Here is a 24,074-nt window from a genome sequence, read left to right on the forward strand (position 1 = left end):
CCACCACCCCCCGGGGGCCCTCGGCCCCCACAACCTCTATGCGGACGCGGGGCGCCCGCCGGTATTCCTCCCCCCCCCCCCCCCCCCGGGGGGGGCCCCCCCCCGGGGGGGGGGCCCACCACTTTTTCCCGGCGGAAGCCGTCCCCGGCCGTCGGCCTGACGGACCCCGGACTCAGAGCTGCGTGGCGGCGCGGACCAGGCCGGCGACGGCCCGGGAGCGGCTGTGCGGCGGCCACGCGATCACGGTGGTGACCGGCGGCGCGTCCACCACCGGTACGGCGGCGAGGTCCTCGCGCAGCTGGGCCCGGACGGACTCCGGCACGACACAGCAGGCACGGCCCAGCGCGATCAGCTGGTACAGCTGGGCCTGGTCCCGGACCTCCGGACCGGGACCCTGCGGGTACCTGCCGTCGCGGCCCCGCCAGCGCGCCAGGGGCAGCCCGGCCGGCTCGCCGATCTCGGCCGTCCGCACCTGTTCGCGGACGGCCAGGGGATGCCCGGCCGGCACCACCAGCACCTGGCCCTCCGTCAGCAGTTCCTCGGTGTCGAAGCCCGCCGCGGAATCGAACGGCAGGTGCAGCAGCGCCACGTCGGCCCGTCCGTCACGCAGCATCCGCTCCTGCTCGCCGACCCCGCACAGCAGCAGATCGACGGCGACCGCGCCCGGTTCGGCGGCGTAGGCGTCGAGCATCTTCGCCAGCAGTTCGCCGGACGCGCCCGCCTTCGTGGCCAGCACCACGCCCGGCCGGCCGGACGCGGCGAGCGCCGCGCGCCGGGTGCGCTGCTCGGCGGCCGCCACCGCGTCCAGCGCCGCCCGGGCCTCCCGCAGCAGCACCGACCCCGCCTCGGTCAGGCGGACCGCGCGGCTGGTGCGTTCCAGCAGGGTCGCCCCGAGCCGCCGTTCCAGCCGGCTGATCGCCCGCGACAGCGGGGGCTGCGCCATCCCGAGTCGCTGGGCCGCCCGCCCGAAGTGCAGCTCCTCGGCAACGGCCACGAAGTACCGCAGCTCCCGCGTCTCCACACCTCCATGCTACCGATCCGGCCGGGATCGATACCCCTGCGGTATCGCTGCCCACCCGATCGGTCCTGGCCCATACGCCCCGGCCCCGGACAGGATCGAAGCATGACCGAACAGCAGAAGACCGCGCTGGTCACCGGCGCGAACAAGGGCATCGGACACGAGATCGCGGCCGGCCTCGGCGCCCTCGGCTGGCGCGTCGGCGTCGGCGCGCGCGACCCGGAGCGCCGGGAGACCGCCGTGGCCAAGCTGCGGGCGGCCGGCGTCGACGCGTTCGGCGTGCCGCTCGACGTCACCGACGACGCGAGCGTGACCGCGGCCGCCGCGCTGGTCGAGGACCTCGCCGGACACCTCGACGCCCTCGTCAACAACGCCGGTGTCACCGGCGGCATGGCACAGACACCGACCACCGCCGACCTCGCGACGGTACGGGAGGCCGTCGAGACCAACGTCATCGGCGTCATCCGCGTCACCAACGCGATGCTGCCGCTGCTGCGCCGCTCGCCGTCCCCGCGGATCGTCAACGTCTCCAGCAGTGTCGGTTCCCTCACCCGGCAGACCGCGCCCGGCGCCGAAATGGGTCCGATCGCCGTCGCCTACTCGCCGTCCAAGACGTTCCTCAACGGCGTCACCGTCCAGTACGCCAGGGAACTCCAGGACACGAACATCCTGATCAACCTCGCCTGCCCCGGCTACTGCGCCACCGACCTCAACGGCTTCCAGGGCCACCGCACCCCGCAACAGGGCGCGGCGACCGCGATCCGCCTCGCCACCCTGCCCGACGACGGCCCGACCGGCCGCTTCTTCGACGACGACGGGGAGGTGCCCTGGTGACTCACCCCGAGGTACGAGCTCATCCCGGTTGAGTAGCTCTACTCAGGCGGGGACACCCGGGCGGGGACGAGATTGGGAGCATGAGCCTTCCACCGTCGCGCCCCGCGCAGGGCGGGCCCCTCAGGGTGGTCTTCGCCGTCGTGGTCGTTCAACTCCGCAAAGCGGGGGTCCAGTTCGACGCAGTCGGGGTGGACGACGGGGAGTGGGGGCGGCGGCTCGCCGACCGGCTCGCGGAGATGACCGGGGGTGACCCCGGGCCCGTCATCGAGGTCGCCAGTGGGCGGCGGTGTGTGTACTTCCTGGTGCCGGCCGGGAGTACGGACCACCTGCCCTGGCCTGCGGAGGTGACCAGGCTGACCGCGGTTCCGGCGCGGGTGTCGTACATCCCGGTTCCCGCGCTGGACGACATGACCTGGCCGCTGTCGTGGCGCTACCGGCCGACCGCGCACGGCCGTTTCGTGCACACGCGACTGCTGCGTTCCGCGCTTCACTCGCCGGAGTGAAAAACGTCAACAAACGGCCAGAAATAGGGGATTGCGGCTTGCGCTCGCCGCTTTGCGGGGCCCTAGAGTCACGATCAACAGATCGCCCCCGCGGTGCGCCAACACCCGGGGGCTCGACACCTGGAGACAGCCCTCCGATGCGCGTTCATCGTATGGCGCCCGTGCGCGCCTTCGCAGCCCTTGCCCGCACTCGTTTCGGGGACCGTCGTCTGTCCTGGGGTGCGGTAGGCGTACTGACGTACCTCTTGGGGCTGCCCGACGGTTCCTGGATCACGGAGCGCATCCTCGCCGAACGGCGCCGAGAAGGGTGCATGTCGGTCGTCGCCTCCCTGTGTGAGCTGGAGGAACGGGGTTATCTGCGGCGGGTGGTGTGGCGGGACCCGGTCACCCGGCAGTACTCGACGGTCTGCGAGGTGTTCGAGAGGCCGTACGAATCCACTTCACCGACGGGTGAAATGCAAAAAGTTCGCCCTGTGGCGGCCTGGAAAGCAGAGAAGGGAACGTCGTTGACTGTCACCACTCGTACGCCCTGAGGTGGTATACCGACGGTATACTGTCCTCATGGCTGACACCACGATCAAGGTCGACCCCGCTGTCCGTGACCGCCTCCAGGAGCTTGCCCGGGAGCGCGGGATGAGCATGCGGGACCTCGTGGCGGAGCTGGCCGGAACCACGCCCACCAAGGAAGAGCTGCGCAAGCGGTACGAGGAGACCAGGGCTTACGTCGAGGAGCACTTCCTCGGGCGGCCCTACACGGAAGAGGACGAGAAGGCCGGCGAGAAGTTGTGGGCCGACATCGAGTCCGGGCGTATCGGGGAGGTCCAGTGACCGAGGAGGAGCGGTACCCGCTGCCGCGTGCCGTCATCTTCGACGACACGGCGGCCCTGGCGCTCGGCGCCGGTAACAGGATGACCTCCCGGCTGGTCGTCGAGGCGGAGAAGGACGCCGCGCTGCGGGTCTACATCCCCGCGGTGAGCCTGGCCGCCGCGGAGCGGGAGCGGGCCGGGGTCGCGGAGCACGTCGGTGCGCTGCCGTCCGTCAACATCGAGGGGCTGGACTTCGCGGCGGCCACCGCTGTGGGCAAGCGGCTGCGTGCCGCGAACGGCGAGCCGGAGGAGGGGAAGGACGAGCCGGACTGGAGCGGCGCCCATGTGCTGCACCTCGCCCTGCCGACCGTCGAGTGGCCGCGTGGCCGTCCCGTCCTGACCAGGACCCCGATGCGGTACCGGGGCACGGGCATCCGCACCATCAGGATCGTCGAGCAGGGCTGACCGCGGTCCCGACGGCACACCCCAAGGCTCCGGACCGGGGACGGTCCGGAGCCTTTTTCACTCACACAGAGATGAATACGCGGCTCACGGCCGCTTCAGTGGTGCGTGACGGCCTACCAGTCGCCGCGGCCGCAGTCGGAACCGAGGTCGGTGAACTGCGCGCCCGGGCTGCCCTCGCCGTTGAGGAGGTTGCCGGCGAGCCCGTTGGCGATGCCCACGTTGCCGAGGATGTCGAGGTTGAAGTCGTGGGACCGGCAGCCACCGCCGTGACCGCCGTACGCGTGCTGCTGCGCCGTGAGGGCGGTGGCCGGGACGGTGCCCATGAAGCCGACGCCACCGACGATGGCGATCGCGACAGCTGCCTTGTGAAGCTTGCGCATGTTCCTCCTCGAGCTGATGAGAGCGCGCGGTCATATGAACTGATAAGCGCTCAATTCGGAGGCTAGATCGACATCGCTCGCCGCGCTCTTCGGAGGAGCCATATGGGGTGACCGGCATCCGGGTGACCGGTCGTCAGCGTGACCGGCCGTCAGCGTGATGTGTCATCAGCGTGATTTGGCGTCAGCTGAAGACGATCATCGAACCCTGGGCCAGGCTGCGGGTCGCCGCCGCGTGCAGGCCCAGCCACACGTGCCGTTCCCGTGCGAACGGGCTCGGGTCGTAGGGGGCGGGGACCGCCGGTTCCTCCAAGTCGGTGGGCGCGGCCGGGGGTTGGGGCGGGGTCGGGGGGTTCGCCGGGTCGATGCCGATCGACGGGGCGACGTACTCCAGCTCGCGCAGCAGGGCGTGGGAGGAGCCCAGCGGGCCGCCGCTGGCGAGGAGTTCGTCACTGGAGAGCGGGCGCGGGAAGTCGACCGGGACGTAGGCGCCCGCGTGGTCGTAGTGCCAGACCAGGTGCGACTGCTGGGCCGTCGACTCGAACATCTCCAGGAGCTGCTCGTAGTCGCCGCCGAGGTCGTCCACGGGGGAGACGGGCAGGCCGCAGACCTGGAGGAGGTAGGCGCGGCGGAGGAAGTGGAGCGCGTCGTAGTCGAAGCCGGCCACCGGGGCGACCTCGCCGGACAGGCCCGGCATGTACTGGTACACCGGCACCGGGGGCAGCCCGGCCTCGGCGAGCACCTTGTTGTATTGCGCGAGTTCCTCGGCGAAGGGATTGTCGGGGGTGTGGCACAACACGTCGACGAGCGGTACCAGCCAGAGGTCACAGGCCAAAGAGGGCTCCTCATATCAGCGCGTTCACAGCAGGTGCTCAGCTAGGTGGTCAGGGAAGAGTAGTCCGTGCGGCGCCGGTCAGCTCCCCTCGTGCAGGTCCCATACCCAGACCCCACCGGTCCACTTACCGGGTTTTCCGGTCAGGGCCTCCACCGCCTGTCGTAGTTTCTCGTCATTGGGTTGCGGGGCGACCACCAGGGCCCCCGCCTTCCAGTACGCGAAGTCCTTCTTCGCCTGCGCCCGCCAGTTCTTGCCGATCACCGGCACCTTGCCGGAGTAGCGGACGTCCCGCAGCATGCTGGAGGTGTAGCGCGGGACGGCGCCGTAGATGCCGGTGCGGTCCGCGCCGTAGGGGCCGTTGAAGTACCCGCCGGGGAGCTTGAAGCCGAGCCCCGCGCTGGTCTGCCAGTGCAGGGCCTCGGCGTAGCCGGGATCCGGGAGCGGGAGGGGGACGAGGGACTCGCCCTTGCCCACGTACGACTTCCACATCCCGCTGCTGATGAACGACGGGACAGCTTCCCGCTGTTCGGACTTCAGCGGGGCGGGGACGATCGGGAGCAGGGCGAGGGCGACCGCCAGCAGACCGAAGTACTGGGCGCCGAGGCGGCGGGTGGCCAGCGCCTTTTCGACCGCGAGCGCGAGCAGGATGCCCAGTGCCGGGGCGCAGATCATCGCCACCCGGCCCTCGATGACGGACTCGAAGAGCGGGAACCTCCGCACCAGCGCCCAGGGTCCCGGATACACCGTCTCCGTCAGCGGGATGCGGATCTCCGGGCCCATGGACAGCACGGCCGCGGCCACCGAGGTGAACGCCAGCGCCTTGACCAGCGGCCGTTCCCAGAGCCGTACGACGATCCCGAAGGCGACCAGGACCAGCGGCCAGCCGTAGAAGGCGTTCTGCTCGGTGGGGTTGAGGGAGAGCTCGTTGGCGCGGCCGGCGTCGCCGTAGAGCATCGAGCGTTCGGCGAAGGCGAGGAGGGAGAGGGGGCTGTTTCCGGCGTTGTCGCCGTGCAGGACGCTGTGGTAGCTCTGCGGGCCCGAGAACTGCCAGTGGAGCGGGAAGGCGACGAGGGGCAGGCAGACCGCCCCGGCGATCAGCAGGCCCTTGCCCAGCGGGCGCCATGCCTCCTTCGCCACCTGCGGGCGTACGGCCGCGTAGGCGAGGGCGAACAAGGTCATCCCCAGTGCCGCCAGCAGGAACGGCTCCTCGCCCAGGAAGACCTGGTACGCCGCCATCAGGCCGAGCACGATCCCGTCCCGCCGGACCCGGGCGCCGGTGGCGAGGCGCAGGGCGCGGTCGATGACCAGCGGGATCATGAACAGGATCACGAAGTTGGGGTGCGCGTTGGCGTGGCTGACCATCGGCGGCGCGAAGGCCGCGAGGGCCGCGCCGACGAAGGCGGCGGCCCGGTGCCGTACCACCCGCCTGACGATCAGCCAGTACCAGGCGACGGCGGTCGCGGCGAGGCCCAGCGCCATGCAGACGGAGAGCGAGACGGCCGGACCGGCCATGAGGGTCAGCGGGGCGAAGGGGACCGACAGGCCCAGCATGACCGTGTTGGCCATGAGGTTGACGCCGTCGGGGAAGTTCTGGAAGTCGGAGAAGAGCGGGTTGCGGAAGTGCGCGAGGTTGTCCGCGGTCACCGCGAAGAACCACTCCCACTGGTTCTGGTCCTGGAGGGAGTCGGTGAGGTAGCGGTGGTCCGGGTCGAAGAAGCGGCCCGAGTAGAGGGCGACGGAGAGGGCGAGGAAGAGGACGGGGACCAGCAGGTCCGCCGGGCGCAGCCGGCGCAGCCGCAGCCGGGCCAGGTCGGCGAGGACCTTCGGGTAGTCCAGCGGGCCCACCTTCGAGCCGGGCTGGTGGCTCCAGCGGACCGGGACCTCGGTGACGGGGTGGCCGGCGCGGTGCAGGTGCTGGAGGACCTCCACGTCGATGCCCCAGCCGTCGAGCCGGGAGCCGGCGAAGGCCTCGCGGGCCAGGTCGCCGTCGAAGAGCTTGAACCCGCACTGGGTGTCCCTGAGACCCGGCACGGCGGTGGCGCGTATCAGCAGGTTCCCGGCGCGGCCGAGCAGTTCGCGCAGCCGGTGCTGGTGGGCGGCTATCTCCGCGCCCGGCACCGCACGCGAGCCGATCGCCGCGGCGCCGCCCTCGCTGAGCGCCTTGTCCAGCCGCTCCAGCTCCTCGATCGGCGCCGCGAGGTCGGCGTCGGTGACCAGCACACGGCCGCCGGAGGTGGCGGCGACGCCGAGCCGCAGGGCGTTGCCCTTGCCCCGGTTGCGGTCGGCGGTGACCAGCCGGACGTGCGGGTGCTGTAAGGCCGCGACCTCGCGGGTCCCGTCCGTCGAGCCGTCGTCGGAGACGATCACTTCCCAGGAACCGAAGCGGCTCTCGTTGTCGGCGAGGTAGCGGGTGACGGCGTCGAGGGTCGGGCCGAGCCGCTCCTCCTCGTTGTACGCCGGGATGACGACGGAAAGGTCGACGGTGGTGGGCGCGGTCATCCGTCCTTCTCCGCCAGTCGCTCGATCAGGGCGAGGGAGTGCGTGTTGTACGCGGCGACGATCCCCCGGGCGGCCTCCGTGTCCCGGCGCGACAGCGCGTCGACCAACTCGGTGTGCCGGGACCACAGATACCCGCGTAGATCGGGCAGCCGACGAAGATGCCGCACCGCGCACACCCAGGACTGCACGCGCAGCCGGTGCAGGAAGTCGGCGAGGTAGGGGTTGCCGAACAGGGCGGACAGCTCCCGCCAGAACCGGAGGTCGTAGCCGATGAGGACGGTCAGGTCACCGGCGGCCGCGGCGCGCTGCGCCTCCTCGCCACGCCGCCGGACCGCCGCCAGGGCGGCCGAGACCCGGGGCTCCTCGGGGTCCTTGAAGGCGGGGTGCAGGCCGTCGGTGAGGGCCTGGAACATGCCGTCGGTGACCAGGCTGCGGGCCTCGATCATGCCCCGGTAGTCGGCGAGCGTGTACTCCGGCACCCGGAACCCGCGGTGCTGGTCGGCGTCGAGGATGCCCTGCGCCGACAGGTCGACCAGCGCCTCGCGGACCGGGGTGGCGGAGACCCCGTACTGTTCGGCGATCTCCTTGACCGTGAACTCCCGGCCCGGCTGGAGCCGCCCGGCGAGCACTTCGTCACGGAGCGCGTCCGCGATCTGCTGGCGCAGGGTACTGCGGGTCACAGCGCCGTTGCCGGGCATCGTGGGGTCCCTCTCCTCACGCGTTCGGGTGACGTGCTCGCTTACACGTACATGTACGAGCACGCCACCTTACGCGTTCGGGTTCCGCGTGTACTCCTTCCGTGTCCGCGAAGCTACCCGTGGGTCGTTTCTACGGATCCTGTGAGCGTCCTGTGCTGTAGCGCCCCGCAAGGGGCGTACCCCCGGCCGAAGGCCGGGGGTAGGAACTGCGCGACCAGCCCCCACGCACCCGCAGCCAAAACCCGGCCTCAACCCACCGTGTACTCGTCGGCCACACTCAGCGCCGCGTCCAACGCCGCGAACCCTTCCTTCAGCTCCGCCTCACTCACGTTGCACGGCGGCACGACATGCGTCCGGTTCATGTTCACGAACGGCCACAGCCCGTGCTTCTTCGCGGCGGCCCCGAACGCGGCCATCGCCGCGTTCGCCTCCCCGGCCGCGTTGTACGGCACCAGCGGCTCCCGGGTCTCCCGGTTCTTCACCAGGTCGAGCGCCCAGAACATGCCGACCCCGCGGACCTCGCCGACGCTCGGGTGCCGCTCGGCGAGCGAGGCGAGCGCGGGTCCGACCACCTCGGCCCCCAGCCGCTTCGCGTTCTCGACGACCCCCTCCTCCGCCATCACGTTGATGGTGGCGACGGCCGCGGCGCAGGCCAGCGGGTGCCCGGAGTACGTCAGCCCACCCGGGTAGGGCCGCCTGCCGAAGGTCTCGGCGATCTTCTCGCCGATGGCCACACCGCCGAGCGGCACGTACCCGCTGTTCACCCCCTTGGCGAAGGTCATCAGATCGGGTACGACCCCGAACAGGTCGGCGGCGAACCACTCACCGGTCCGCCCGAACCCGGCCATCACCTCGTCCAGGACGAAGACGATCCCGTACTTGTCGCAGATCTCCCGGACACCGGCGAGGTACCCGGCCGGCGGCACCATGATCCCCGCGGTGCCGGGGATGGTCTCCAGCACGATGGCCGCGACCGTCCCCGGCCCCTCGAAGGCGATGGTCGTCTCCAGGTGCTCCAGCGCCCGCGCGGTCTCCTGCTCCTCGGTCTCCGCGTAGAAACGGGAGCGGTAGAGGAAGGGCGCCCAGAAGTGCACGACCCCGGCGGCGGCGCCGTCGGAGGCCCAGCGGCGCGGGTCGCCGGTGATGTTGATCGCCTGCTGGGTGCCGCCGTGGTACGAGCGGTAGGCGGACAGCACCTTCGGGCGCCCGGTGTGCAGCCGGGCCATCCGCACGGCGTGCTCGACGGCGTCCGCGCCCCCGTTGGTGAAGAAGATCTTGTCGAGGTCCCCGGGCGTCCGCTCGGCGATCAGCCGTGCCGCCTCCGACCGCGCCTCGACGGCGAAGGCGGGAGCGAAGGTCGTCATCTTCGCGGCCTGCTCCTGGATGGCGGCGACGACCTTCGGGTGCTGGTACCCGACGTTGGTGAAGACGAGCCCGCTGGTGAAGTCCAGGTAGCGCCGGCCGTCGTAGTCCCAGAAGTACGACCCCTCGGCGCCGGCCACGGCAAGCGGGTCGATGAGGTCCTGCGCGGACCAGGAGTGGAAGACATGCGCACGATCGGCCGCCTTCACGGCGGCGCCGGCCTGGGGATTGGGCTGAGGGGTCATGCTGGGGAGCGTAGGAGCGGCCGGCACCGGAGCGGTATCGGCGACCTGTTCCGTGGCCAGGGGGATTCCGCGACAGATTGTCCACAGCCTGGGGACATGGCCCGCGGTCGGTCCCTGTTACGTAACCGTAGACATGGCACTGCGCGATCCCCGGAAGGGCCGCATTATTCTCGGCTCGATCACAAGTGTGAGCGAGGGGCGGATCTGCCATGGAGAAGCTGGGGCCGGGGGATCCGCAGCACATCGGGAGCTACCGGCTGCTGGCGCGGCTGGGCGCGGGCGGCATGGGGCACGTGTATCTCGCCCGGTCGGAGCGCGGTCGTACCGTCGCCGTGAAGCTGGTGCGGGCGGAGCTGGCCGCGCAGGAGGAGTTCCGGGCGCGCTTCCGGCAGGAGGTCCGCAACGCCCAGCGGGTCGGCGGGTTCTGGACCGCGCCCGTGCTCGACGCCGACACCGAGGCCGCCGTGCCCTGGGTGGCCACCGGCTATGTGGCCGGGCCGAGCCTCCAGCGGGTCGTCGAGCACGACCACGGGCCGCTGCCCGAGCGGTCGGTGCGCATCCTCGCCGCCGGGCTTGCGCACGCGCTGGGCAACATCCACGCGGCCGGGATCGTCCACCGGGACCTCAAGCCGTCCAACGTGATGCTCACCATAGAGGGGCCCCGGGTCATCGACTTCGGCATCGCGCGGGCGCTGGAGACACTGCCCGGCGAGCGGCTCACGCAGACCGGCTCGCTCCTCGGCTCGCCCGGCTTCATGGCCCCCGAGCAGGTGCGCGGCGACCGGATCACCCCGGCCTGCGACATCTTCTGCCTCGGCTCGGTGCTCGCCTACGCGGCCACCGGCCGGGTTCCCTTCGGCTCCACGGAGGGCGGCGCACACGCCCTGATGTTCCGGATCGCCCAGGAGGACCCCGACCTCTCCGGCCTCCCCGAGGACATCGCCGACGTGGTCCGCGACTGCCTGCGCAAGGACCCCGCGGCCCGTCCGTCACTGGACGCGATCCTGTCCCGGACGGGAGCGGGCGACACGGTCTGGGAGGGCCGGTCGAGAGACCCGTGGCTGCCGGGGGCACTGGTGGCGCAACTGGGCCGCCACGCGGTGGAGCTGCTGGAGGTGGAGGACCCGACGGTCTACGGGGCCTTGAACGAGGCCCCGGCAACCGCGGCCGCGGCGACGAATCAATGGGCGCAGGGGCCAACTCCCCGAGGGGCGCGGGGCGGTGTCGAATCTGCGGCTGCCGCCGCGGGGGCGCGATCAGCCCCCACCGACCCGCAGTCGCCCCACAACGCCTCGTCCCCCGAACACGCCCCCGCCCACCCGGCCTACGGCTACCCGAACCAACCCCACCAGCACCCGCAGTCGTCGCCGAACCCGTACAACCCGTACAACCCGTACACCGCGACCGCACCCGAGCCCGCCCCCGACCCCACCCAGATCTACCCGCCCGTCCCGCCGCCCCCGCTGTACGACCCCCTCCCCGCCGACGAGCCCCGCCGCACCGCCCGCTCCACCGCCCTCCTCGTCACCGTCGCCCTGATCGTGCTGCTGGCCGCGGGCGGCTCCGTCTACGCGCTCATGAACAGCGGCGGCGACGACGGCACGGACGCCAAGGCGGGCGGCCGGACCACCGCCGCTCCCTCGGCCACCGCCCCGACCACCGCCGCGGAGCCGTCGCCCACCGAGCCGCCCTCCTCCTCGGCCGCCCCCAAGGGCACCGTTCCGAGCGGCTTCCTCGGCACCTGGGTCACCTCGATAGACAACGACACCGGTCACAACACCCGCGAACTGGCCATCCGCCAGGGTGCCGTGGGCGACACGGTCCTCACCCTGGTCGCGGACGGCCCGGGCTACCACTGCGAGTTCGCGGCGAAGCTGGCCGAAAAGCCGGGCTCGGACGGTCCGTTGGAGATCGGCCCGTCCACGGTCACGGCGGGCAAGCCCCGTTCGTCGTGCACCGCCGGAGAGGCCACCGAGGTGACCCTGCTCCCGGGCGGCAAGCTGAAGCGCGTGACGAAGGGCGGCGACGAGAGCCTGACCTACAGCAAGGAGTGAACTGCCGCCGGACACGGGGTAGTTGAACGTTCGGCGAACAACAGTGCGGGCGACCGATATGTCCCTTCGCGGCCGCATCCGGCCCCTTACGGTGACCCCACCATCCGACTCCGGGGAGTGGCGGGGGCACCCACATGGAGTGGCTGAGCGCGGAGAACATCGTCGCCGTGGGGACCGCGGTGCTCGGCATCGTCGCGTCTGCGGGCATCTTCTGGTACGAGCGCCGGGTCCCGCGCCGTAAGCGCATCGGCTACCGGGTGCAGATGGACAACCCGATCGGCGACGACGTCCGTTCGGGCCGTATCGGCAGACGCCTGGGCCTCTTCGACGAGGCCCCGGACATGACCGACGCCACCCTGGTCCTGCTGCGCATCGAGAACGACGGCTCCCAGGGCATCGGGCGCGACGACTACACCAGTCCCGAGCTGCACGGTCTCACCGCGGTCTTCACCGACCGCATCATCCGCGGCGTCTCGGTCACCCAGCCGACCGACAGCGACCACCTCATGCCGCACTTCACGCCGGACCGCGGCTTCGGCTACTCGGGCAACACCCTGCGCATCCCGCGGGTCCCGCTCAACCACGGCGAGCACTTCAAGCTGCTCGTGCTGCTCTCCGGCGGTGACGTCGGCCGGGAGATCAGGATCGTCGGCGGTCTCCACGACGGCGAGGTGCACCCCAACCGCAGCGCCACCCCGGACGACGCCACGCCCCTGTTCAGCCGCGCCTCCCGGCTGATCACCATCATGCTGACGCTCAGTGTCCTCACCCTCGCCACGATCGTCGTGGCCCGTGACGACACCCCGCCGCCGATCGGCTGCGCGAAGGGCTCGCTGCGGGTCATCGGCTCGACCGCCTTCGCCCCGGTGATGCAGGACGCGGCGAAGAAGTACGAGAAGCAGTGCGAGGGCGCGTCGATCGCGGTGGACGCGCACGGCTCGACCGCCGGGATCAGGGAGCTGGACGGCGCCGGGAAGGACGCGAAGAACGGCTCCCCGCCGGTCCTGGCCCTCTCCGACGGTCCCAAGCCCACCGACATGCCCCAGTTGAAGGAGAACCGGGTCGCCCTGGTGGTCTTCGCGCTCGTCGTGAACGACGACGTGCCGCTGCGCAACCTCACCACGTCCGACGTGCGACGGCTGTACCGGGGCGAGATCACCGACTGGAAGCAGCTGGGCGGCCCCGACCTGCCGGTGGTGCTGGTCAGCCGGGACGCCAACTCCGGTACCCGGCAGGTGTTCCAACGGCGGGTCCTGAAGCGCGGCGAGATCGCCAACTCCTCCGTGGACTGCCTGCACAAGGACGACCCGACGGCGAAGGTGATCCGCTGCGAGCTGGACTCCACCGACCAGGTGCTGTCGGAGGTGGCCCAGCTGAAGGGCGCGGTCGGCTACGCCGAGCTGAACAGGGCGGAGGGCGCGAAGGGTCTGCACATCCTCTCGCTGGACGCCGAGGCCCCGTCGGTGGACGCGATCGAGCGCGGCGTCAGCCCGTACCCGTACCGCGAGATCGAGTACGCGTACACCTACGGTCAGCCGGCCGCCACCTCGCTGGCGTCGAGCTTCCTGTCGTACGTCGAGAAGGGCAACGGCCAGGACGTGATCCGCTCGTACGGGCACGTGGCCTGCTACACGCCGGTGGGCATGAAACTCTGCGCGTGACGCCCGCCGCCCGCCCCGGTCAGCCGAGGCTCACCCAGCTCCCCTGTGCGGCCGAGCGGCTCATCGCGTCCAGGGCCGTCGCGCTGTGCACGGCGTCCTCCAGGGTCGGGCCGTAGGAGGTGCCCTCGGCGACGGACCGCAGGAAGTTGCGGGCCTCGATCACCTTGAGGTCGTCGTAACCCATGGCGTTGGCGGCGCCGGGCTGGAAGGCGCCGTACTCGCCGTGGCCGGGGCCGACGAAGACGGTGGAGACGGGCTGGTCCTGGTAGGAGGTGCCGAGGCTGACGCCCAGCTCGCCCATCCGCCGGTAGTCCCAGAAGACGGCGCCCTTGGTGCCGTGCACCTCGAAGCCGTAGTTGTTCTGCTCGCCGACCGAGACCCGGCAGGCCTCCAGGACACCGCGGGCGCCCGAGGCGAAGCGCAGCAGGCAGTTGACGTAGTCCTCGTTCTCGACCGGGCCGAGTTCGCCGCCGGTGGCGAGGGTGTGGCCGGCGGTGGCGCCGGTGGGCCGGGCGCGCTCCGGGATGAACACCGCCGTGTCGGCGGCGAGCGACTCGATGTCGCCGAGCAGGAAGCGGGCCAGGTCGACGCCGTGCGAGGCGAGGTCGCCCAGCACCCCGCCGCCGCCCCGGGCCCGCTCGTACCGCCAGGTCAGGGCGCCGTCCGGGTGGGCCGCGTAGTCGCTGAAGAGCCGGACGCGGACGTGTGTCACGGTTCCCAGCTCACCGGAGGCGATCAGCTCACGGGCGTGGGCGACGGCGGGCGCGTTGCGGTAGTTGAAGCCGACCGTCCCGCGCACCCCGGCCTTGGCCACCGCCTCCGCCACCGCGCGGGCGTCCTCGGCGGTCAGCCCGACCGGCTTCTCGATCCAGATGTGCTTGCCGGCCTCCGCCATGGCGACGCCGATCTCGCGGTGCAGGAAGTTCGGTGCGGTGATGCTGACGGCGTGCACCCGCGGGTCTGCGGCGACCTCGCGCCAGTCCCGGGCGGTGGACGTGAACCCGAACTGCGCGGCGGCCTCCTCCGCCCGCCCCGGCACCTCCTCGGCAACGGCCACGAGCTCGGGCCGCACGCCCAGCTGCGGGAAGTGGTGCCCCACCCGCTGGTAGGCCTGCGAGTGCACCCGCCCCATCCACCCGAATCCGACGACGGCGACGCCGAGCGTACGCACCATGGGGCTGCCCCTCCTTGGACCGTCCAGAGCCTGCGTGCTCACGATGGGGCGCCGCTTCCAAAGATGTCAAGACATTCGGGCGTCTGGACAAGGCCGTGTGCACCGCCGTCGTGGTTGCCCGCGCAGTTCCCCGCGCCCCTCAGGGGCGCCTCCGCGGCCCCGCCCGCTACAGCGCCCCGTCAGGGGCGCGGGCAACTGCGCGACCAGCCCCCACGGCGCGGCACTGAACCATGGTGCGATGCACCCACCTTCCAGGGGCGCTGGGGGTCCCCGGCCGAAGGCTGGGGGGAGGAACTGCGCGAACACCCCCGCGGCGCCGCACCGAACCGACGGCGCGCACCCCTCTCACCGAGGTTCCGGCGGCCGCTGCCTCGGCATGTTCGGGCGAGTCCCGTTCGGCCCCGGCGGTAGCGGGAACCGTCCGTTCAGATGCCCCGCATCCGCCCGCGGCCCCGCCGTCACCGTCGCCTGCATGCCCAGCGGCGCCGGCCCCGTCCGGAACTCCACCATCCAGTCGGCCGTCTCCGTACGGACCAGCTCGGTCACGTCCTCGGAGAACCTCCGCAGCACCCCCAGGCACCGCTCGGCCGCCTCGCTCGCCGTACCCTCGGCCGGCCCCAGCACCTCCCGCACGCTCTCCGACGCCCAGTCGAACTGCAGCACCTGCAGCCGCCGCTGCACGGCCTGCGCGGTCGCCATGTCCCTTATCCAGCCGGACGTCACCCCGAAGAACCGGTCGATGCCGACGCAGGACACCGCCAGCAGCAGCGCGAGATATCCCCAGGGCGCGACCCCGCCCACCACCCCGGTGAGGTCGAGGAGCGGCAGCGCGGCCCCCAGCACCGCCCCCACGGCCGCCCCGCACCGCAGCGCCCTCGCCCCCCGCCGCTTCCAGACCCGGTCCGCCAGATACCACCCGGCCGTCTCCAGCGCCCCGCGCTCCACCCACCGGTACAGCTCGTCGAGCCGCTCGGCCGGCTCGCCCCAGTCCCCGAGCGGGAACGCCCGCCCGGTCAGATCACCCGGCCGCAGTCCGGCCGCGCCCTCGCCGCCCCGCCCGTCCTGAGGCGGCCCCTCGGGCTGCATCTCCGGCTGACCCACCCGGCACTCCCTTACTGATCCCGACCGGTCACGTTCCGTGACATCGGACCTGACATCGGACTGACGTCGGGCCTGACACTGACCCCGGCACTGGACCTGACAATGGATGCTGACGACGGGAACCCTTCCTACCGCCCAATGGGTGGCGAAGGCTGTGCTTTCGTCTCTTTTCCGCCCGGAAGGGGGTCTTGATCAGGTATAGGGCGGCCGGGAATCTCACTCGAAAGAGTGGCGGGGCGATGGCTGCGTCAACCACGTAGGCTCATGCACAACAGAGAAAATCCGGACCCGACCCAGGAGCTGATCGTGATCCCCGGTGGTGGCCAGCCCAACATGCAGCAGCTGCTCCAGCAGGCCCAGAAGATGCAGCAGGACCTGGCACGGGCCCAGGAGGAACTGGCGGGCACGGAGGTCGAGGGACAGGCGGGCGGCGGCCTGGTGCGGGCCACCGTGACCGGTTCCGGCGAGCTGCGCGCGCTGAAGATCGATCCGAAGGCGGTGGACCCGGAGGACACCGAGACCCTCGCCGACCTGATCGTCGCGGCAGTGCAGGCGGCCAACGAGAACGCCCAGGCGCTCCAGCAGCAGAAGCTCGGCCCGCTGGCGCAGGGTCTGGGCGGCGGCAGCGGCATCCCCGGCCTGCCGTTCTGATGTTCGTCGCCCGCACGACACCCGCACCGCCTTCCTAGGACAGGCGGCAGCCAACTACCGTACGTACCGAAAGACTCCAGGAAGGGCAGTCCGTTGTACGAAGGCGTGGTCCAGGACCTCATCGACGAGCTGGGGCGGCTGCCCGGCGTCGGTCCGAAGAGCGCGCAGCGGATCGCCTTCCACATCCTGCAGGCGGAGCCGACGGACGTACGGCGTCTCGCGCAGGCTCTCCTGGAGGTGAAGGCGAAGGTCCGCTTCTGCGCGACCTGCGGCAACGTGGCACAGGAGGAACTGTGCAACATCTGCCGCGACACCCGCCGCGACCCGACGGTGATCTGTGTCGTGGAGGAGCCGAAGGACGTCGTCGCGATCGAGCGCACGCGTGAGTTCCGCGGCCGTTACCACGTCCTCGGCGGCGCGATCAGCCCGATCGAGGGCGTCGGCCCCGACGACCTCCGCATAAGGGAGCTGCTCGCCCGCCTCGCGGACGGCACGGTCACTGAGCTGATCCTCGCCACGGACCCGAACCTGGAGGGCGAGGCGACTGCCACCTACCTCGCCCGCATGATCAAACCCATGGGCCTGAAGGTCACCCGCCTGGCCAGCGGCCTCCCGGTGGGTGGCGACCTGGAATACGCGGACGAGGTCACGCTCGGCCGCGCCTTCGAGGGGAGACGACTCCTAGATGTCTGACGCCACGCTGCACGCGACCGCGCAGAACCCCGACGACTTCGCGGTCCAGATCGCCGACCAGGTGGAGAGTTTCCTGGTGGCCGTCACGGAGGTGTCGAAGGGCGACGAGCCGGACTCGGCGGTCCCCTTCCTCCTCCTGGAGGTCTCCCAGCTGCTGCTGGCCGGCGGCCGCCTCGGCGCGCACGAGGACATCGTCCCCGACGAGCGTTACGAGCCGGACCTGGGCCCGGAGCCGGACGTCGACCAGCTCCGCGAGAACTTCGGACGCCTCCTCGACCCCATCGACGTCTACTCCGAGGTCTTCGACCCGTACGAGCCCCGCAAGGCGCCCGTCCCGGCCCGGATCTCGGACGACCTGGCCGACATCATCACCGACCTCCGCCACGGCATGGCCCACTACCGCGCGGGCCGCACCACGGAGGCACTGTGGTGGTGGCAGTTCTCCTACTTCTCCAACTGGGGCCCCACCGCCTCCGCCGTCCTCCGCGCCCTCCAGTCCGTCCTCATCCACGTCCGCCTCAACCAGCCCCTCGAAGAACTGGACGGCCTCGACACCGACCAGGCCACCATGGGCGACGAGACCCTGGAGTTCGAGGCGGGCCAGGTCATGCAGCAGGAGATCGGCGGGCCGGTGGGGATGCGGCCGGTCAAGTAGCCGTCCTCGGGAACCGGCCCACCCGCCCCAGCAGGTCGAACAGCTCGCTCGGGGACTGCGTTACGCCGTTGCCCCGGGCGGCGGCCACCTGCTCCCGGCGGGCCGTCGCGCCGCTGCCGCCGTAGATGAACACCGGGGTCGTGGCATCGGTCTCGCGGATCTTCCGGATCAGCGTGAGCCCGGCTTCGGGGTCGAACCCGCCGGCCTCGGCGCGGCCCATGTCGGAGATCACGGCGTCGAAGGGCCGCGAGGCCCTCCGCAGGGCCCGCAGGCCCTCGTCCGTGGACTCGGCTTGTACGACCTCCACGCCTATCGCCTGTAACTGGGCGGTCTGGTAGGCGTTGTTGGAGGGGTTGTCATCGACCCACAGAACCCTGTGCAGGACGCGTTGCGGCGGTGGCGACGGCTCCTGCCGGAGCCGGCTCTGATCCGTCCGGACTGTGAGTTGCTGCTGGAGCTCCGCGGTGGTCTCGACGACCTGGTTCGTGAACTCCTGAACCGTCAGTTCGTTGTTGCCGACCTTGATGCTGAAGGCCCGGTGCCTGACGATGCCCCGGATCTCCGGAAGCAGCTTCCACACCACCCAGGCGGCGAACAGCGGCCAGGCCAGCCCGGTCAGCGCCCTGATCAGTTCCGTCGCGTCCTTCATCACAGATCCAGCCCCCCGTCCGAGCCGTCCGGGTCCAATCCGTCGTCCGGGTCGCCCAGCTCCGTTCGATCCGGGTCGAGATGGCCCCAGTTGCGACGGCCCCAGGTGAGGTCCGGGTCGAGACCGTCCGGGGCGAGATCATCCACTTCCAGTCGGTCTCGACGTAGACCAGACGGATCTGGGTCAGGTGGGTCCGGTACGTCCACCACCTCCAGGCCGAGGTCCAGCGGCACCAGGGCGAGGTCGGGCAGTTCTGCGGTGGCCAGCAGGACTCGCATCCGGCGCCGGCCGAAGTGCCGTGTGCCCATCGCCGTCGTGCCGATCACGTCCAGGTCCGCCACGTCGATCGGGGCCGCGCCGTTGGACCAGGTCAGGGTGTTGGCCATGGCGAGGCCGACCGTCCTGGCATAGGCGCGGGACAGTTCGGCGAGCGTGTCGGCGTACCGTCGGGCGGCCTCGCTGTCCTCGGGAGAGAGCATGTCCACCGCCAGTCCCCAGAAGGTCCGCACCGGCATGGCCATCGACCCCATGGGAACGACGCCGTCCCGGTGCGGTGACTCGGTCGCGAAGGACCTGAGCTCTGTCGCCTGCGGGCTCCCGGGCGTGGTGAGCAGGGCGCAGGCCAGGAGCAGATAGGCCTGCTGCTGGACATGTCCGAGGATGTCGTCCGGCCGGTGGTCCTCAAGCCCGAGCTCGACGAGTGGTTCGCTCTCGCGGTGTCGCTGCCCGGCGGTGCGCAGGAGCCGTTCCACCCAGGAATCGAGCTGGTCGCCATGGCTGACAGGTGCCAGCGAGGCGCTGAGGTAGGCGCCGTAGGTGAGTCCGGCCCGGGTGAACAGTGAGGCGGCGTGGAGCAGCAGTTCGACTCCGGCGTCCTGTTCGACCAGCCACCGCCACTGGCCCGCGAGGCGGTACGCCGACGCGGCCTCGACGAGGGCCTTGAAGTCGGCGTTCTCCTGGTCGGGTTCCACGAGGCGCCCGTATGCCTCGTGGAAGTCCGCGGCGGTCCCCGCCTGCTCGGCGCGGAGCCCCAGGAGGCCCAGTGAGCGAGAGGTCATCTCAGAGCATCTCCCTGACGTTGCTCAGCGCTTCGGGCCGCACGAAATGGGGGTTGGAGTGAGTCCACGTCTGCCGGATCGTCTTGCTCTCGCGGTTCCACTCCCATCGCTCGCACCGGCTGATCTGGTTCGCGGGCACGAGGATCTTCGCGGCCACCTCGCCCTCGACCTGGTACGCAGAGTATCTGCGGTAGGTGTTCAGGTCCCGGACCTCTTCGGCGACGCCCTGTACGGCCACCGCGGAGCGGGGGGCCAGGATGACCCAGCAGAAGTAGAGATAGGCGACCGGCTCCTGGCCGAAGCGGGTGCCGAACCACAGGGCCGTGTGCCGGGCGGTGTGCACGAAGTTGGTCTTCGCCGCCGTGTCCCGCTCCACCGTCCCGCACGAGAGGGAGATGAACGGGGTCTCCTCGCAGAACGGCAGCCCCGTGGCCGGATCGGGGCTCTCGAAATGGTTCACATGCAGATTGAGGTTCTGCGCGGTCAGTTTCGAGGCGACGTCACCGTGCGGCAGGGGGTCGATCCGCTGCCACCAGCGGCAGGCGATCCCGAACCTGTCGTCGATCACTTTTCTGGCGACGTCGTCGCCGGGGAGCGCCATCCCCTTCACACACCACTGCACGATCAAAGCTCGTCCCCCGAGTTCATGCGCGTGCGGGACCCATCAGCGTAGAGCAACTTCGCCGCTCTGCTGATGAGTTGAGGCCACAACAGTCATATAGGACAGGGGCGGTCCTAAGTCTTGCCTACGGTCGTCGATGGCACCGACACCAGCGAGGGGACCGCAGTGACCGAGCAGGCCAGCGCTTCACCGGAGGGGTACACCACAGTCGCGCCCTGGGTCGTCACCGACGACACCGGGGCGTTCCTGGACTTCGTCAGCCAGGCGTTCGGGGGTGCGGAACTGGGGCGCGTACAGACCGAGGACGGTCTGATCGGGCACGCCGAGATCAGGGTCGGCGACACCGTCGTCCTGGCCTTCGACCGGCGCGCGGACTGGCCCGCCATGCCGAGCCTGCTCCGGGTGTTCGTCGCCGCCGCCGACGACTCGTTCACGCGTGCCCTAGCGGCCGGGGCGACGGTCGTCACCCCCCTGGCCGACAACGCCTTCGGTCAGCGCGGAGGACGTGTCAAGGACCCCTTCGGCAACATCTGGTGGGTGGTCGCCCACGTCGCGGACGTCCCCGAGGACGAGATGTGGACCCGGCTCCAGGAGCCGGTGTACGCCGATGCCATGCGCGTGGCCCAGGAGACCCTCGACGTCGAACTCAGCGGCCGCGGCCGGGGGCGCAGCAGCCCGCCCGTGAAGTCGACCGGCTGATCCTTGGTTCTGACCGTCAGCCGCAGTTCGTCCCGGGGCCCGAGCCCCGGGCTTCGAGCTCTTCCCATGGGTGTCCGGGGTGGTTTGAACCGACCCAACCGAGCAGACCTGTGAACGAGTTGGAGTCGCCTACCTCGTGTATCCCCGTCCACCTCCCAGGAGAGGCTGCCGTTCGGAGCGGCCGTGGAGCTTCCGGAACCGGTGGACATCGCCCTCGACACCGAGCCCCTCGAGGAGTTCGTGGACTGAGTCTCGTCGGCGCGCGGGTCACAGCGTCCACACCCCCTTCGCCACCGCGGTGACCCCGCCCGTCAGGGCCAGGAGGAGGACCAGGCGGCGGGCGTGGTGTTCGGGGGTGCGGTCGGCCACCGCGCGGCCTGTCAGGCCGCCCGTCAGCATGGCGCCACCCACCGCCGTCCACTGTGCCGCGCTCAGCCCCGGCACCCCGTTCGCCGTTACCGAGAAGGCGTTGACGACGACGCCGTAGAACTGGGCGTTGGGGACGAACTCCCGTACCGTCCAGCCCGCGTTGAGGGCGTAGAGGGAGATCGGCGGGCCGCCCACGCCCGCCGCCGAGTTCATGAAGCCGCCCACCGCGCCGGCCGTCAGTGCGCCGCCCCGGCCGCCGAGGGCCGGGAGACGGGCGCCCCGCATCACGAGGAGCACGGCCAAGGTGACCAGGGCTCCCATGGTCAGGAGGAGGAAGGGCGGGGGGAGTTGGCGGGTCAGCCAGGTGCCCGCCGGGACCGTGCAGGCCGCCGCCGCGCACAGCGGGACCATCGCGGCGGGGCGGACCCGGCGCCAGCCGCCCGCCAGGCCCACCACACTGATCGCGCCCGCCGCGCAGTTGGCGAGCGCGACGCCCTCGGCCGGGCCGAGGAGGAGGATCAGGGCGGGGACGGCGACGAGCGCGAAGCCCATGCCGGTCAGCCACTGCACGCTCGCGCCCAGCAGCACGATGCCGGAGAGAAGGATCAGCGCCGTCATGGTGTACCTGCCTACACCAGCGGTTCGGGGGTGCGCTTCCTCGTTGCGGCCGCCGGGAGACGGGATTGTTGATCTCGCCAGGTCAGCCAAGCCGAGAAACAAGGATCCCGCCGTGAAGCCGCTGCTCTCCTCCCGTCCCGTCCTGTGGTTCCTCTTCCTCTTCAACCTCGCCGTCGCCGCCGTCGCGCCGTTCGTCGTCGACGGCACGCAGGGCGTGCTGACGGCCGTCGGGATGGGGGTCGTGTCGCTCGGTGCCGGCGTCAGTCTCCTGCGCAGCTGAGGAAGTTGGCTCAGCCCTGCACCCGCGCTGTACGTCGGCTGCACGGGCGTTAACCAGCGGAAAGCGAGTCTTGGGTCATGACCAGAAAGAACCGCATACGCGCCGCCGTCGTCACCGCCACCGCCCTCGTCACCGCCGCCACGGTGAGCGTGGGGGTGAGCCAGGCCGGTGGCTCGCGGACCGCGCACGAGCCCAGCAAGAAGCAGATCGCCGGCCTGTTCGACAGGTGGAACGCGGCCCTGAGGACCGGCGACCCGGAGAAGGTCGCCGACCTGTACGCCAAGGACGCGGTGCTGCTGCCGACCGTCAGCAACAGGATCCGCACCGACCGCGCCGGGATCGTCGACTACTTCGAGCGCTTCCTGCAGAACAAGCCCGTCGGCAAGAAGGTCGAGACGATCGTCAACGTCCTCGACACCGACTCCGCCGTCGACACCGGGATCTACGAGTTCACCCTCACCGACCCGAAGACCGGCGCCAAGCGGGTCGTCGAGGCCCGCTACACCTACGAGTACGAGAAGCGCGGCGGGACGTGGCTGATCGTCAACCACCACTCCTCGGCGATGCCCGAAGGGTGACCGCCACCCACAGGCCGCCGCCGGGCGCGTCCCGCAGAGCCACCGTGCCGCCGTCGTCCGCCACCAACTGGCGTACGACGGACGGGCCCAGGCCCGGGCCCGACCCCGAGCGGCCGGTCAGGCCCTGGCCGCGCCAGAAGCGGTCGAAGGCGCGGGACTTCTCCGCGTCGGTCATGCCGGGGCCCTCGTCCAGGACGGAGAGCGTCACCTCGCCGGCGCCGGCCTCGACGCGCACGGTGATCGTGGCGCCGTCCGGGGAGACCTCCAGGGCGTTGGAGAGCACGTTGTCCGGCACCTGGTCCAGGTGACCGGGACTGGCCGGCACGGACGGCCGGCCGTCGGCACTCCCCCTGAGCGCGATGTGGACTCCGCGCTCGTCGGCGGCCGGTCTCCAGACGGCGAGGCGTTCGTCCACCTGGTTTTCGGGCAGGGTGCCCGGTCCTTCAGGACCGGGGTGAATGCCCCGCTCCCGCGGAGCGGGGCAGAGGAAGCCGAATCGCCGTCAGGGCGATTCGGCTTCACCGTCCACGGTGCTGAAGGTGGCTGGGTTCGCCGCATGGCACGTTTCCGGTTGTATCCGACGCGCGCGCAGGCGGTGCAGATGCTTCTGCACTGTGCGCATGCCCGGTACGTCTGGAACCTGGCCGTCGAGCAGCACGCGTACTGGAAGCCGGGCCGCAGGTCCGCGCCCGGTTTTGCGGAGCAGTGCCGCCAGCTCACCGAGGCTCGGCGTGACAACGAGTGGCCGGCCGCTGGGAACGCGGACGTGCAGCAGCAGGCCCTGAAGGACTTCGCCACAGCCAAGAACGTCCGCTTCACCTCCGGCTCCGGTGAGCCGACCTGGCGCAGGAAGCACGAGCACGAGGGCTTCGCGAGGCCGCCGCGTACGGGAAGGTCGCCGACTCGAGGCCCGTGAGGTGAACCGGCGAAAGGACTGGTGCGAGAAGACCGGCACCATGCTCGCCCGCAGCTACGGCGTGATCCGGTTCGAGAAGCTGAACATCAAGAACATGACCCGCTCCGCGAAGGGGACGGTCGAACAGCCCGGCACGAAGGTCAGGCAGAAGGCCGGGCTGAACCGGGGCATCCTCGCTCAGGGCTGGGGCCTGCTGAGGCGGCGCACGGAGCACAAGGCCCTGGGCCGGATCGAGGACGTTCCCGCGCCGTACACGAGTCGGGGGGAGGATCGAGAAGAAGTCGCGCAAGAGCCAAGCCGACTTCGTCTGCGTGTCCTGCGGGTTCACCTGCAAGGCGGATGAGAACGCAAGCATCAACGTCGCGGCAGGACAGGGCGGGTTTCCACGCCCCCGGCCGACGGCCGGTGCCGGAGGGGCGACAGCGGCCACCAGCTGTTCGAGCGCCCGTGAACCACAACCCACCCGGGTTGGAATCCCCCTCTTCCCAGAGGGGGAGGATGTCAACAGAAGTACGCGCACGCCGTCGTCCCGTACCTCAATTCTTGAAACTTAATCCACAGCCGTCACTGTGAGCCAGGGCACTTTCCGCGTGGGGTGCCGTTCGCTGGGCAGGTTCCGGTCGCGAGCGGCGAGGGTCCCGCCGGTCTCACCAT

The 24,074-nt window shown here is 71.0% G+C and carries 28 protein-coding genes and 1 pseudogene; 16 read left to right on the plus strand and 13 right to left on the minus strand.

Annotation, left to right across the window (positions count from 1 at the left end; genetic code table 11):
* Positions 1 to 172 precede the first annotated feature (172 nt).
* Positions 173 to 1,021, minus strand: coding sequence for a LysR family transcriptional regulator (locus ACFY6U_RS49930; protein ID WP_390049489.1), 849 nt, complete (start codon positions 1,019 to 1,021; stop codon positions 173 to 175).
* Between the two features lie 102 nt (positions 1,022 to 1,123).
* Here ACFY6U_RS49930 and ACFY6U_RS49935 point away from each other — a divergent pair, with 102 nt between their 5' ends.
* The 5 genes from ACFY6U_RS49935 (at position 1,124) to ACFY6U_RS49955 (ending at position 3,626) form a co-directional block, all read left to right on the plus strand.
* Entirely contained in the window at positions 1,124 to 1,852 is a 729-nt protein-coding gene (locus ACFY6U_RS49935) for an SDR family oxidoreductase (protein ID WP_390049491.1), read from the plus strand.
* An 80-nt stretch (positions 1,853 to 1,932) separates the two neighbouring features.
* Entirely contained in the window at positions 1,933 to 2,355 is a 423-nt protein-coding gene (locus tag ACFY6U_RS49940; protein ID WP_390049493.1) for a hypothetical protein, read from the plus strand.
* Between the two features lie 311 nt (positions 2,356 to 2,666).
* Positions 2,667 to 2,888: a hypothetical protein gene (locus ACFY6U_RS49945; RefSeq protein WP_390049495.1), complete on the plus strand. Its 222-nt coding sequence runs from the start codon at positions 2,667 to 2,669 to the stop codon at positions 2,886 to 2,888.
* 28 nt (positions 2,889 to 2,916) lie between these two features.
* Positions 2,917 to 3,183, plus strand: coding sequence for a hypothetical protein (locus ACFY6U_RS49950; RefSeq protein ID WP_390049497.1), 267 nt, complete (start codon positions 2,917 to 2,919; stop codon positions 3,181 to 3,183).
* The gene (locus tag ACFY6U_RS49955) at positions 3,180 to 3,626 is read left to right on the plus strand and encodes a hypothetical protein (RefSeq protein ID WP_390049499.1); all 447 of its coding nucleotides are present in this window, start codon (positions 3,180 to 3,182) and stop codon (positions 3,624 to 3,626) included. The genes ACFY6U_RS49950 and ACFY6U_RS49955 overlap by 4 nt, the downstream gene beginning before the upstream one ends.
* Before the next feature lie 113 nt (positions 3,627 to 3,739).
* Here ACFY6U_RS49955 and ACFY6U_RS49960 read toward each other — a convergent pair whose 3' ends face one another.
* The 5 genes from ACFY6U_RS49960 to ACFY6U_RS49980 all read right to left on the minus strand — a co-directional run bounded on the left by ACFY6U_RS49960 (position 3,740) and on the right by ACFY6U_RS49980 (position 9,642).
* Positions 3,740 to 4,006: a hypothetical protein gene (locus ACFY6U_RS49960; RefSeq protein WP_390049501.1), complete on the minus strand. Its 267-nt coding sequence runs from the start codon at positions 4,004 to 4,006 to the stop codon at positions 3,740 to 3,742.
* A 181-nt stretch (positions 4,007 to 4,187) separates the two neighbouring features.
* Complete coding sequence (locus tag ACFY6U_RS49965) at positions 4,188 to 4,838, minus strand: hypothetical protein (protein WP_390049503.1); 651 nt, start codon at positions 4,836 to 4,838, stop codon at positions 4,188 to 4,190.
* A gap of 78 nt (positions 4,839 to 4,916) precedes the next feature.
* A complete protein-coding gene (locus ACFY6U_RS49970; protein WP_390049504.1) occupies positions 4,917 to 7,337 on the minus strand; it encodes a dolichyl-phosphate beta-glucosyltransferase in 2,421 nt (806 codons plus the stop codon).
* Positions 7,334 to 8,035 carry a GntR family transcriptional regulator gene (locus ACFY6U_RS49975; RefSeq protein WP_390049506.1) on the minus strand — a complete coding sequence of 234 codons (702 nt, stop codon included), beginning with the start codon at positions 8,033 to 8,035 and terminating at the stop codon, positions 7,334 to 7,336. The genes ACFY6U_RS49970 and ACFY6U_RS49975 overlap by 4 nt, the downstream gene beginning before the upstream one ends.
* A 248-nt stretch (positions 8,036 to 8,283) precedes the next feature.
* The gene (locus ACFY6U_RS49980; protein ID WP_390049508.1) at positions 8,284 to 9,642 is read right to left on the minus strand and encodes an aspartate aminotransferase family protein; all 1,359 of its coding nucleotides are present in this window, start codon (positions 9,640 to 9,642) and stop codon (positions 8,284 to 8,286) included.
* 209 nt (positions 9,643 to 9,851) lie between these two features.
* Here ACFY6U_RS49980 and ACFY6U_RS49985 point away from each other — a divergent pair, with 209 nt between their 5' ends.
* Positions 9,852 to 11,696, plus strand: a complete 1,845-nt coding sequence (locus ACFY6U_RS49985) for a serine/threonine-protein kinase (RefSeq protein ID WP_390049510.1) — start codon at positions 9,852 to 9,854, stop codon at positions 11,694 to 11,696.
* Between the two features lie 134 nt (positions 11,697 to 11,830).
* Positions 11,831 to 13,357 carry a substrate-binding domain-containing protein gene (locus tag ACFY6U_RS49990; protein WP_390049512.1) on the plus strand — a complete coding sequence of 509 codons (1,527 nt, stop codon included), beginning with the start codon at positions 11,831 to 11,833 and terminating at the stop codon, positions 13,355 to 13,357.
* A 19-nt stretch (positions 13,358 to 13,376) separates the two neighbouring features.
* Here ACFY6U_RS49990 and ACFY6U_RS49995 read toward each other — a convergent pair whose 3' ends face one another.
* Both ACFY6U_RS49995 and ACFY6U_RS50000 read right to left on the minus strand, forming a co-directional pair.
* Positions 13,377 to 14,531, minus strand: a complete 1,155-nt coding sequence (locus tag ACFY6U_RS49995) for a Gfo/Idh/MocA family protein (RefSeq protein WP_390049513.1) — start codon at positions 14,529 to 14,531, stop codon at positions 13,377 to 13,379.
* A 345-nt stretch (positions 14,532 to 14,876) separates the two neighbouring features.
* The gene (locus ACFY6U_RS50000; protein WP_390049515.1) at positions 14,877 to 15,632 is read right to left on the minus strand and encodes an SLATT domain-containing protein; all 756 of its coding nucleotides are present in this window, start codon (positions 15,630 to 15,632) and stop codon (positions 14,877 to 14,879) included.
* 306 nt (positions 15,633 to 15,938) lie between these two features.
* On the opposite strand from ACFY6U_RS50000, the gene ACFY6U_RS50005 reads away from it, so the two are divergent.
* The 3 genes from ACFY6U_RS50005 to ACFY6U_RS50015 all read left to right on the plus strand — a co-directional run bounded on the left by ACFY6U_RS50005 (position 15,939) and on the right by ACFY6U_RS50015 (position 17,631).
* A complete protein-coding gene (locus ACFY6U_RS50005; protein WP_351487147.1) occupies positions 15,939 to 16,283 on the plus strand; it encodes a YbaB/EbfC family nucleoid-associated protein in 345 nt (114 codons plus the stop codon).
* Positions 16,284 to 16,376: 93 nt separating this feature from the next.
* Positions 16,377 to 16,976, plus strand: a complete 600-nt coding sequence (recR, locus tag ACFY6U_RS50010) for a recombination mediator RecR (RefSeq protein ID WP_093500254.1) — start codon at positions 16,377 to 16,379, stop codon at positions 16,974 to 16,976.
* Positions 16,969 to 17,631 carry a DUF5063 domain-containing protein gene (locus tag ACFY6U_RS50015; RefSeq protein WP_390049517.1) on the plus strand — a complete coding sequence of 221 codons (663 nt, stop codon included), beginning with the start codon at positions 16,969 to 16,971 and terminating at the stop codon, positions 17,629 to 17,631. Before recR ends, ACFY6U_RS50015 begins: the two co-directional genes overlap by 8 nt.
* On the opposite strand, the gene ACFY6U_RS50020 is transcribed toward ACFY6U_RS50015, so the two are convergent.
* From ACFY6U_RS50020 to ACFY6U_RS50030, 3 genes are read right to left on the minus strand one after another with little or no spacing between them, the layout of a single operon-like run.
* Positions 17,624 to 18,280 carry a response regulator gene (locus ACFY6U_RS50020; RefSeq protein WP_390049518.1) on the minus strand — a complete coding sequence of 219 codons (657 nt, stop codon included), beginning with the start codon at positions 18,278 to 18,280 and terminating at the stop codon, positions 17,624 to 17,626. The two genes, ACFY6U_RS50015 and ACFY6U_RS50020, sit on opposite strands and share 8 nt — an antisense overlap.
* Positions 18,280 to 19,338, minus strand: coding sequence for a hypothetical protein (locus tag ACFY6U_RS50025; RefSeq protein WP_390049520.1), 1,059 nt, complete (start codon positions 19,336 to 19,338; stop codon positions 18,280 to 18,282). Before ACFY6U_RS50025 ends, ACFY6U_RS50020 begins: the two co-directional genes overlap by 1 nt.
* Position 19,339: 1 nt before the next feature.
* Positions 19,340 to 19,939, minus strand: a complete 600-nt coding sequence (locus tag ACFY6U_RS50030; RefSeq protein WP_390049521.1) for a hypothetical protein — start codon at positions 19,937 to 19,939, stop codon at positions 19,340 to 19,342.
* 186 nt (positions 19,940 to 20,125) lie between these two features.
* On the opposite strand from ACFY6U_RS50030, the gene ACFY6U_RS50035 reads away from it, so the two are divergent.
* On the plus strand, positions 20,126 to 20,659 hold the full coding sequence (locus tag ACFY6U_RS50035) for a VOC family protein (RefSeq protein ID WP_390049523.1): 534 nt from the start codon (positions 20,126 to 20,128) through the stop codon (positions 20,657 to 20,659).
* A 267-nt stretch (positions 20,660 to 20,926) separates the two neighbouring features.
* On the opposite strand, the gene ACFY6U_RS50040 is transcribed toward ACFY6U_RS50035, so the two are convergent.
* A complete protein-coding gene (locus tag ACFY6U_RS50040) occupies positions 20,927 to 21,646 on the minus strand; it encodes a sulfite exporter TauE/SafE family protein (RefSeq protein ID WP_390049525.1) in 720 nt (239 codons plus the stop codon).
* 112 nt (positions 21,647 to 21,758) lie between these two features.
* On the opposite strand from ACFY6U_RS50040, the gene ACFY6U_RS50045 reads away from it, so the two are divergent.
* Together ACFY6U_RS50045 and ACFY6U_RS50050 are read left to right on the plus strand one after the other, a co-directional pair.
* The gene (locus ACFY6U_RS50045) at positions 21,759 to 21,926 is read left to right on the plus strand and encodes a hypothetical protein (protein WP_390049527.1); all 168 of its coding nucleotides are present in this window, start codon (positions 21,759 to 21,761) and stop codon (positions 21,924 to 21,926) included.
* 77 nt (positions 21,927 to 22,003) lie between these two features.
* Positions 22,004 to 22,504: an SgcJ/EcaC family oxidoreductase gene (locus ACFY6U_RS50050; protein WP_390049529.1), complete on the plus strand. Its 501-nt coding sequence runs from the start codon at positions 22,004 to 22,006 to the stop codon at positions 22,502 to 22,504.
* Here ACFY6U_RS50050 and ACFY6U_RS50055 read toward each other — a convergent pair.
* A pseudogene (locus ACFY6U_RS50055) lies at positions 22,470 to 22,919 on the minus strand (sensor histidine kinase); the annotation flags it as partial. The gene ACFY6U_RS50050 and the pseudogene ACFY6U_RS50055 overlap by 35 nt on opposite strands.
* A 141-nt stretch (positions 22,920 to 23,060) precedes the next feature.
* On the opposite strand from ACFY6U_RS50055, the gene ACFY6U_RS50060 reads away from it, so the two are divergent.
* From ACFY6U_RS50060 to ACFY6U_RS50070, 3 genes are read left to right on the plus strand one after another with little or no spacing between them, the layout of a single operon-like run.
* The gene (locus tag ACFY6U_RS50060) at positions 23,061 to 23,420 is read left to right on the plus strand and encodes a helix-turn-helix domain-containing protein (protein ID WP_390049530.1); all 360 of its coding nucleotides are present in this window, start codon (positions 23,061 to 23,063) and stop codon (positions 23,418 to 23,420) included.
* Positions 23,421 to 23,460: 40 nt separating this feature from the next.
* Positions 23,461 to 23,763, plus strand: a complete 303-nt coding sequence (locus tag ACFY6U_RS50065) for a hypothetical protein (protein WP_390049532.1) — start codon at positions 23,461 to 23,463, stop codon at positions 23,761 to 23,763.
* On the plus strand, positions 23,732 to 23,974 hold the full coding sequence (locus ACFY6U_RS50070) for a hypothetical protein (RefSeq protein WP_390049536.1): 243 nt from the start codon (positions 23,732 to 23,734) through the stop codon (positions 23,972 to 23,974). The genes ACFY6U_RS50065 and ACFY6U_RS50070 overlap by 32 nt, the downstream gene beginning before the upstream one ends.
* Positions 23,975 to 24,074 lie beyond the last annotated feature (100 nt).

The organism is Streptomyces sp. NPDC013157, assembly GCF_042899865.1.
In the GTDB taxonomy this organism is placed as follows: domain Bacteria; phylum Actinomycetota; class Actinomycetes; order Streptomycetales; family Streptomycetaceae; genus Streptomyces.

Excerpts from the sequence above, each read along its gene's own strand:
- ACFY6U_RS49935 (WP_390049491.1), top strand. The coding sequence starts at position 1,124 with ATGACCGAACAGCAGAAGACCGCGCTGGTCACCGGCGCGAACAAGGGC.
- ACFY6U_RS49940 (WP_390049493.1), top strand. The coding sequence starts at position 1,933 with ATGAGCCTTCCACCGTCGCGCCCCGCGCAGGGCGGGCCCCTCAGGGTG.
- ACFY6U_RS49945 (WP_390049495.1), top strand. The coding sequence starts at position 2,667 with ATGTCGGTCGTCGCCTCCCTGTGTGAGCTGGAGGAACGGGGTTATCTG.
- ACFY6U_RS49950 (WP_390049497.1), top strand. The coding sequence starts at position 2,917 with ATGGCTGACACCACGATCAAGGTCGACCCCGCTGTCCGTGACCGCCTC.
- ACFY6U_RS49960 (WP_390049501.1), bottom strand. The coding sequence starts at position 4,006 with ATGCGCAAGCTTCACAAGGCAGCTGTCGCGATCGCCATCGTCGGTGGC.
- ACFY6U_RS49970 (WP_390049504.1), bottom strand. The coding sequence starts at position 7,337 with ATGACCGCGCCCACCACCGTCGACCTTTCCGTCGTCATCCCGGCGTAC.
- ACFY6U_RS49975 (WP_390049506.1), bottom strand. The coding sequence starts at position 8,035 with ATGCCCGGCAACGGCGCTGTGACCCGCAGTACCCTGCGCCAGCAGATC.
- ACFY6U_RS49980 (WP_390049508.1), bottom strand. The coding sequence starts at position 9,642 with ATGACCCCTCAGCCCAATCCCCAGGCCGGCGCCGCCGTGAAGGCGGCC.
- ACFY6U_RS49985 (WP_390049510.1), top strand. The coding sequence starts at position 9,852 with ATGGAGAAGCTGGGGCCGGGGGATCCGCAGCACATCGGGAGCTACCGG.
- ACFY6U_RS49990 (WP_390049512.1), top strand. The coding sequence starts at position 11,831 with ATGGAGTGGCTGAGCGCGGAGAACATCGTCGCCGTGGGGACCGCGGTG.
- ACFY6U_RS49995 (WP_390049513.1), bottom strand. The coding sequence starts at position 14,531 with ATGGTGCGTACGCTCGGCGTCGCCGTCGTCGGATTCGGGTGGATGGGG.
- ACFY6U_RS50015 (WP_390049517.1), top strand. The coding sequence starts at position 16,969 with ATGTCTGACGCCACGCTGCACGCGACCGCGCAGAACCCCGACGACTTC.
- ACFY6U_RS50020 (WP_390049518.1), bottom strand. The coding sequence starts at position 18,280 with ATGAAGGACGCGACGGAACTGATCAGGGCGCTGACCGGGCTGGCCTGG.
- ACFY6U_RS50025 (WP_390049520.1), bottom strand. The coding sequence starts at position 19,338 with ATGACCTCTCGCTCACTGGGCCTCCTGGGGCTCCGCGCCGAGCAGGCG.
- ACFY6U_RS50030 (WP_390049521.1), bottom strand. The coding sequence starts at position 19,939 with ATGGCGCTCCCCGGCGACGACGTCGCCAGAAAAGTGATCGACGACAGG.
- ACFY6U_RS50040 (WP_390049525.1), bottom strand. The coding sequence starts at position 21,646 with ATGACGGCGCTGATCCTTCTCTCCGGCATCGTGCTGCTGGGCGCGAGC.
- ACFY6U_RS50050 (WP_390049529.1), top strand. The coding sequence starts at position 22,004 with ATGACCAGAAAGAACCGCATACGCGCCGCCGTCGTCACCGCCACCGCC.
- ACFY6U_RS50060 (WP_390049530.1), top strand. The coding sequence starts at position 23,061 with ATGGCACGTTTCCGGTTGTATCCGACGCGCGCGCAGGCGGTGCAGATG.
- ACFY6U_RS50065 (WP_390049532.1), top strand. The coding sequence starts at position 23,461 with ATGCTCGCCCGCAGCTACGGCGTGATCCGGTTCGAGAAGCTGAACATC.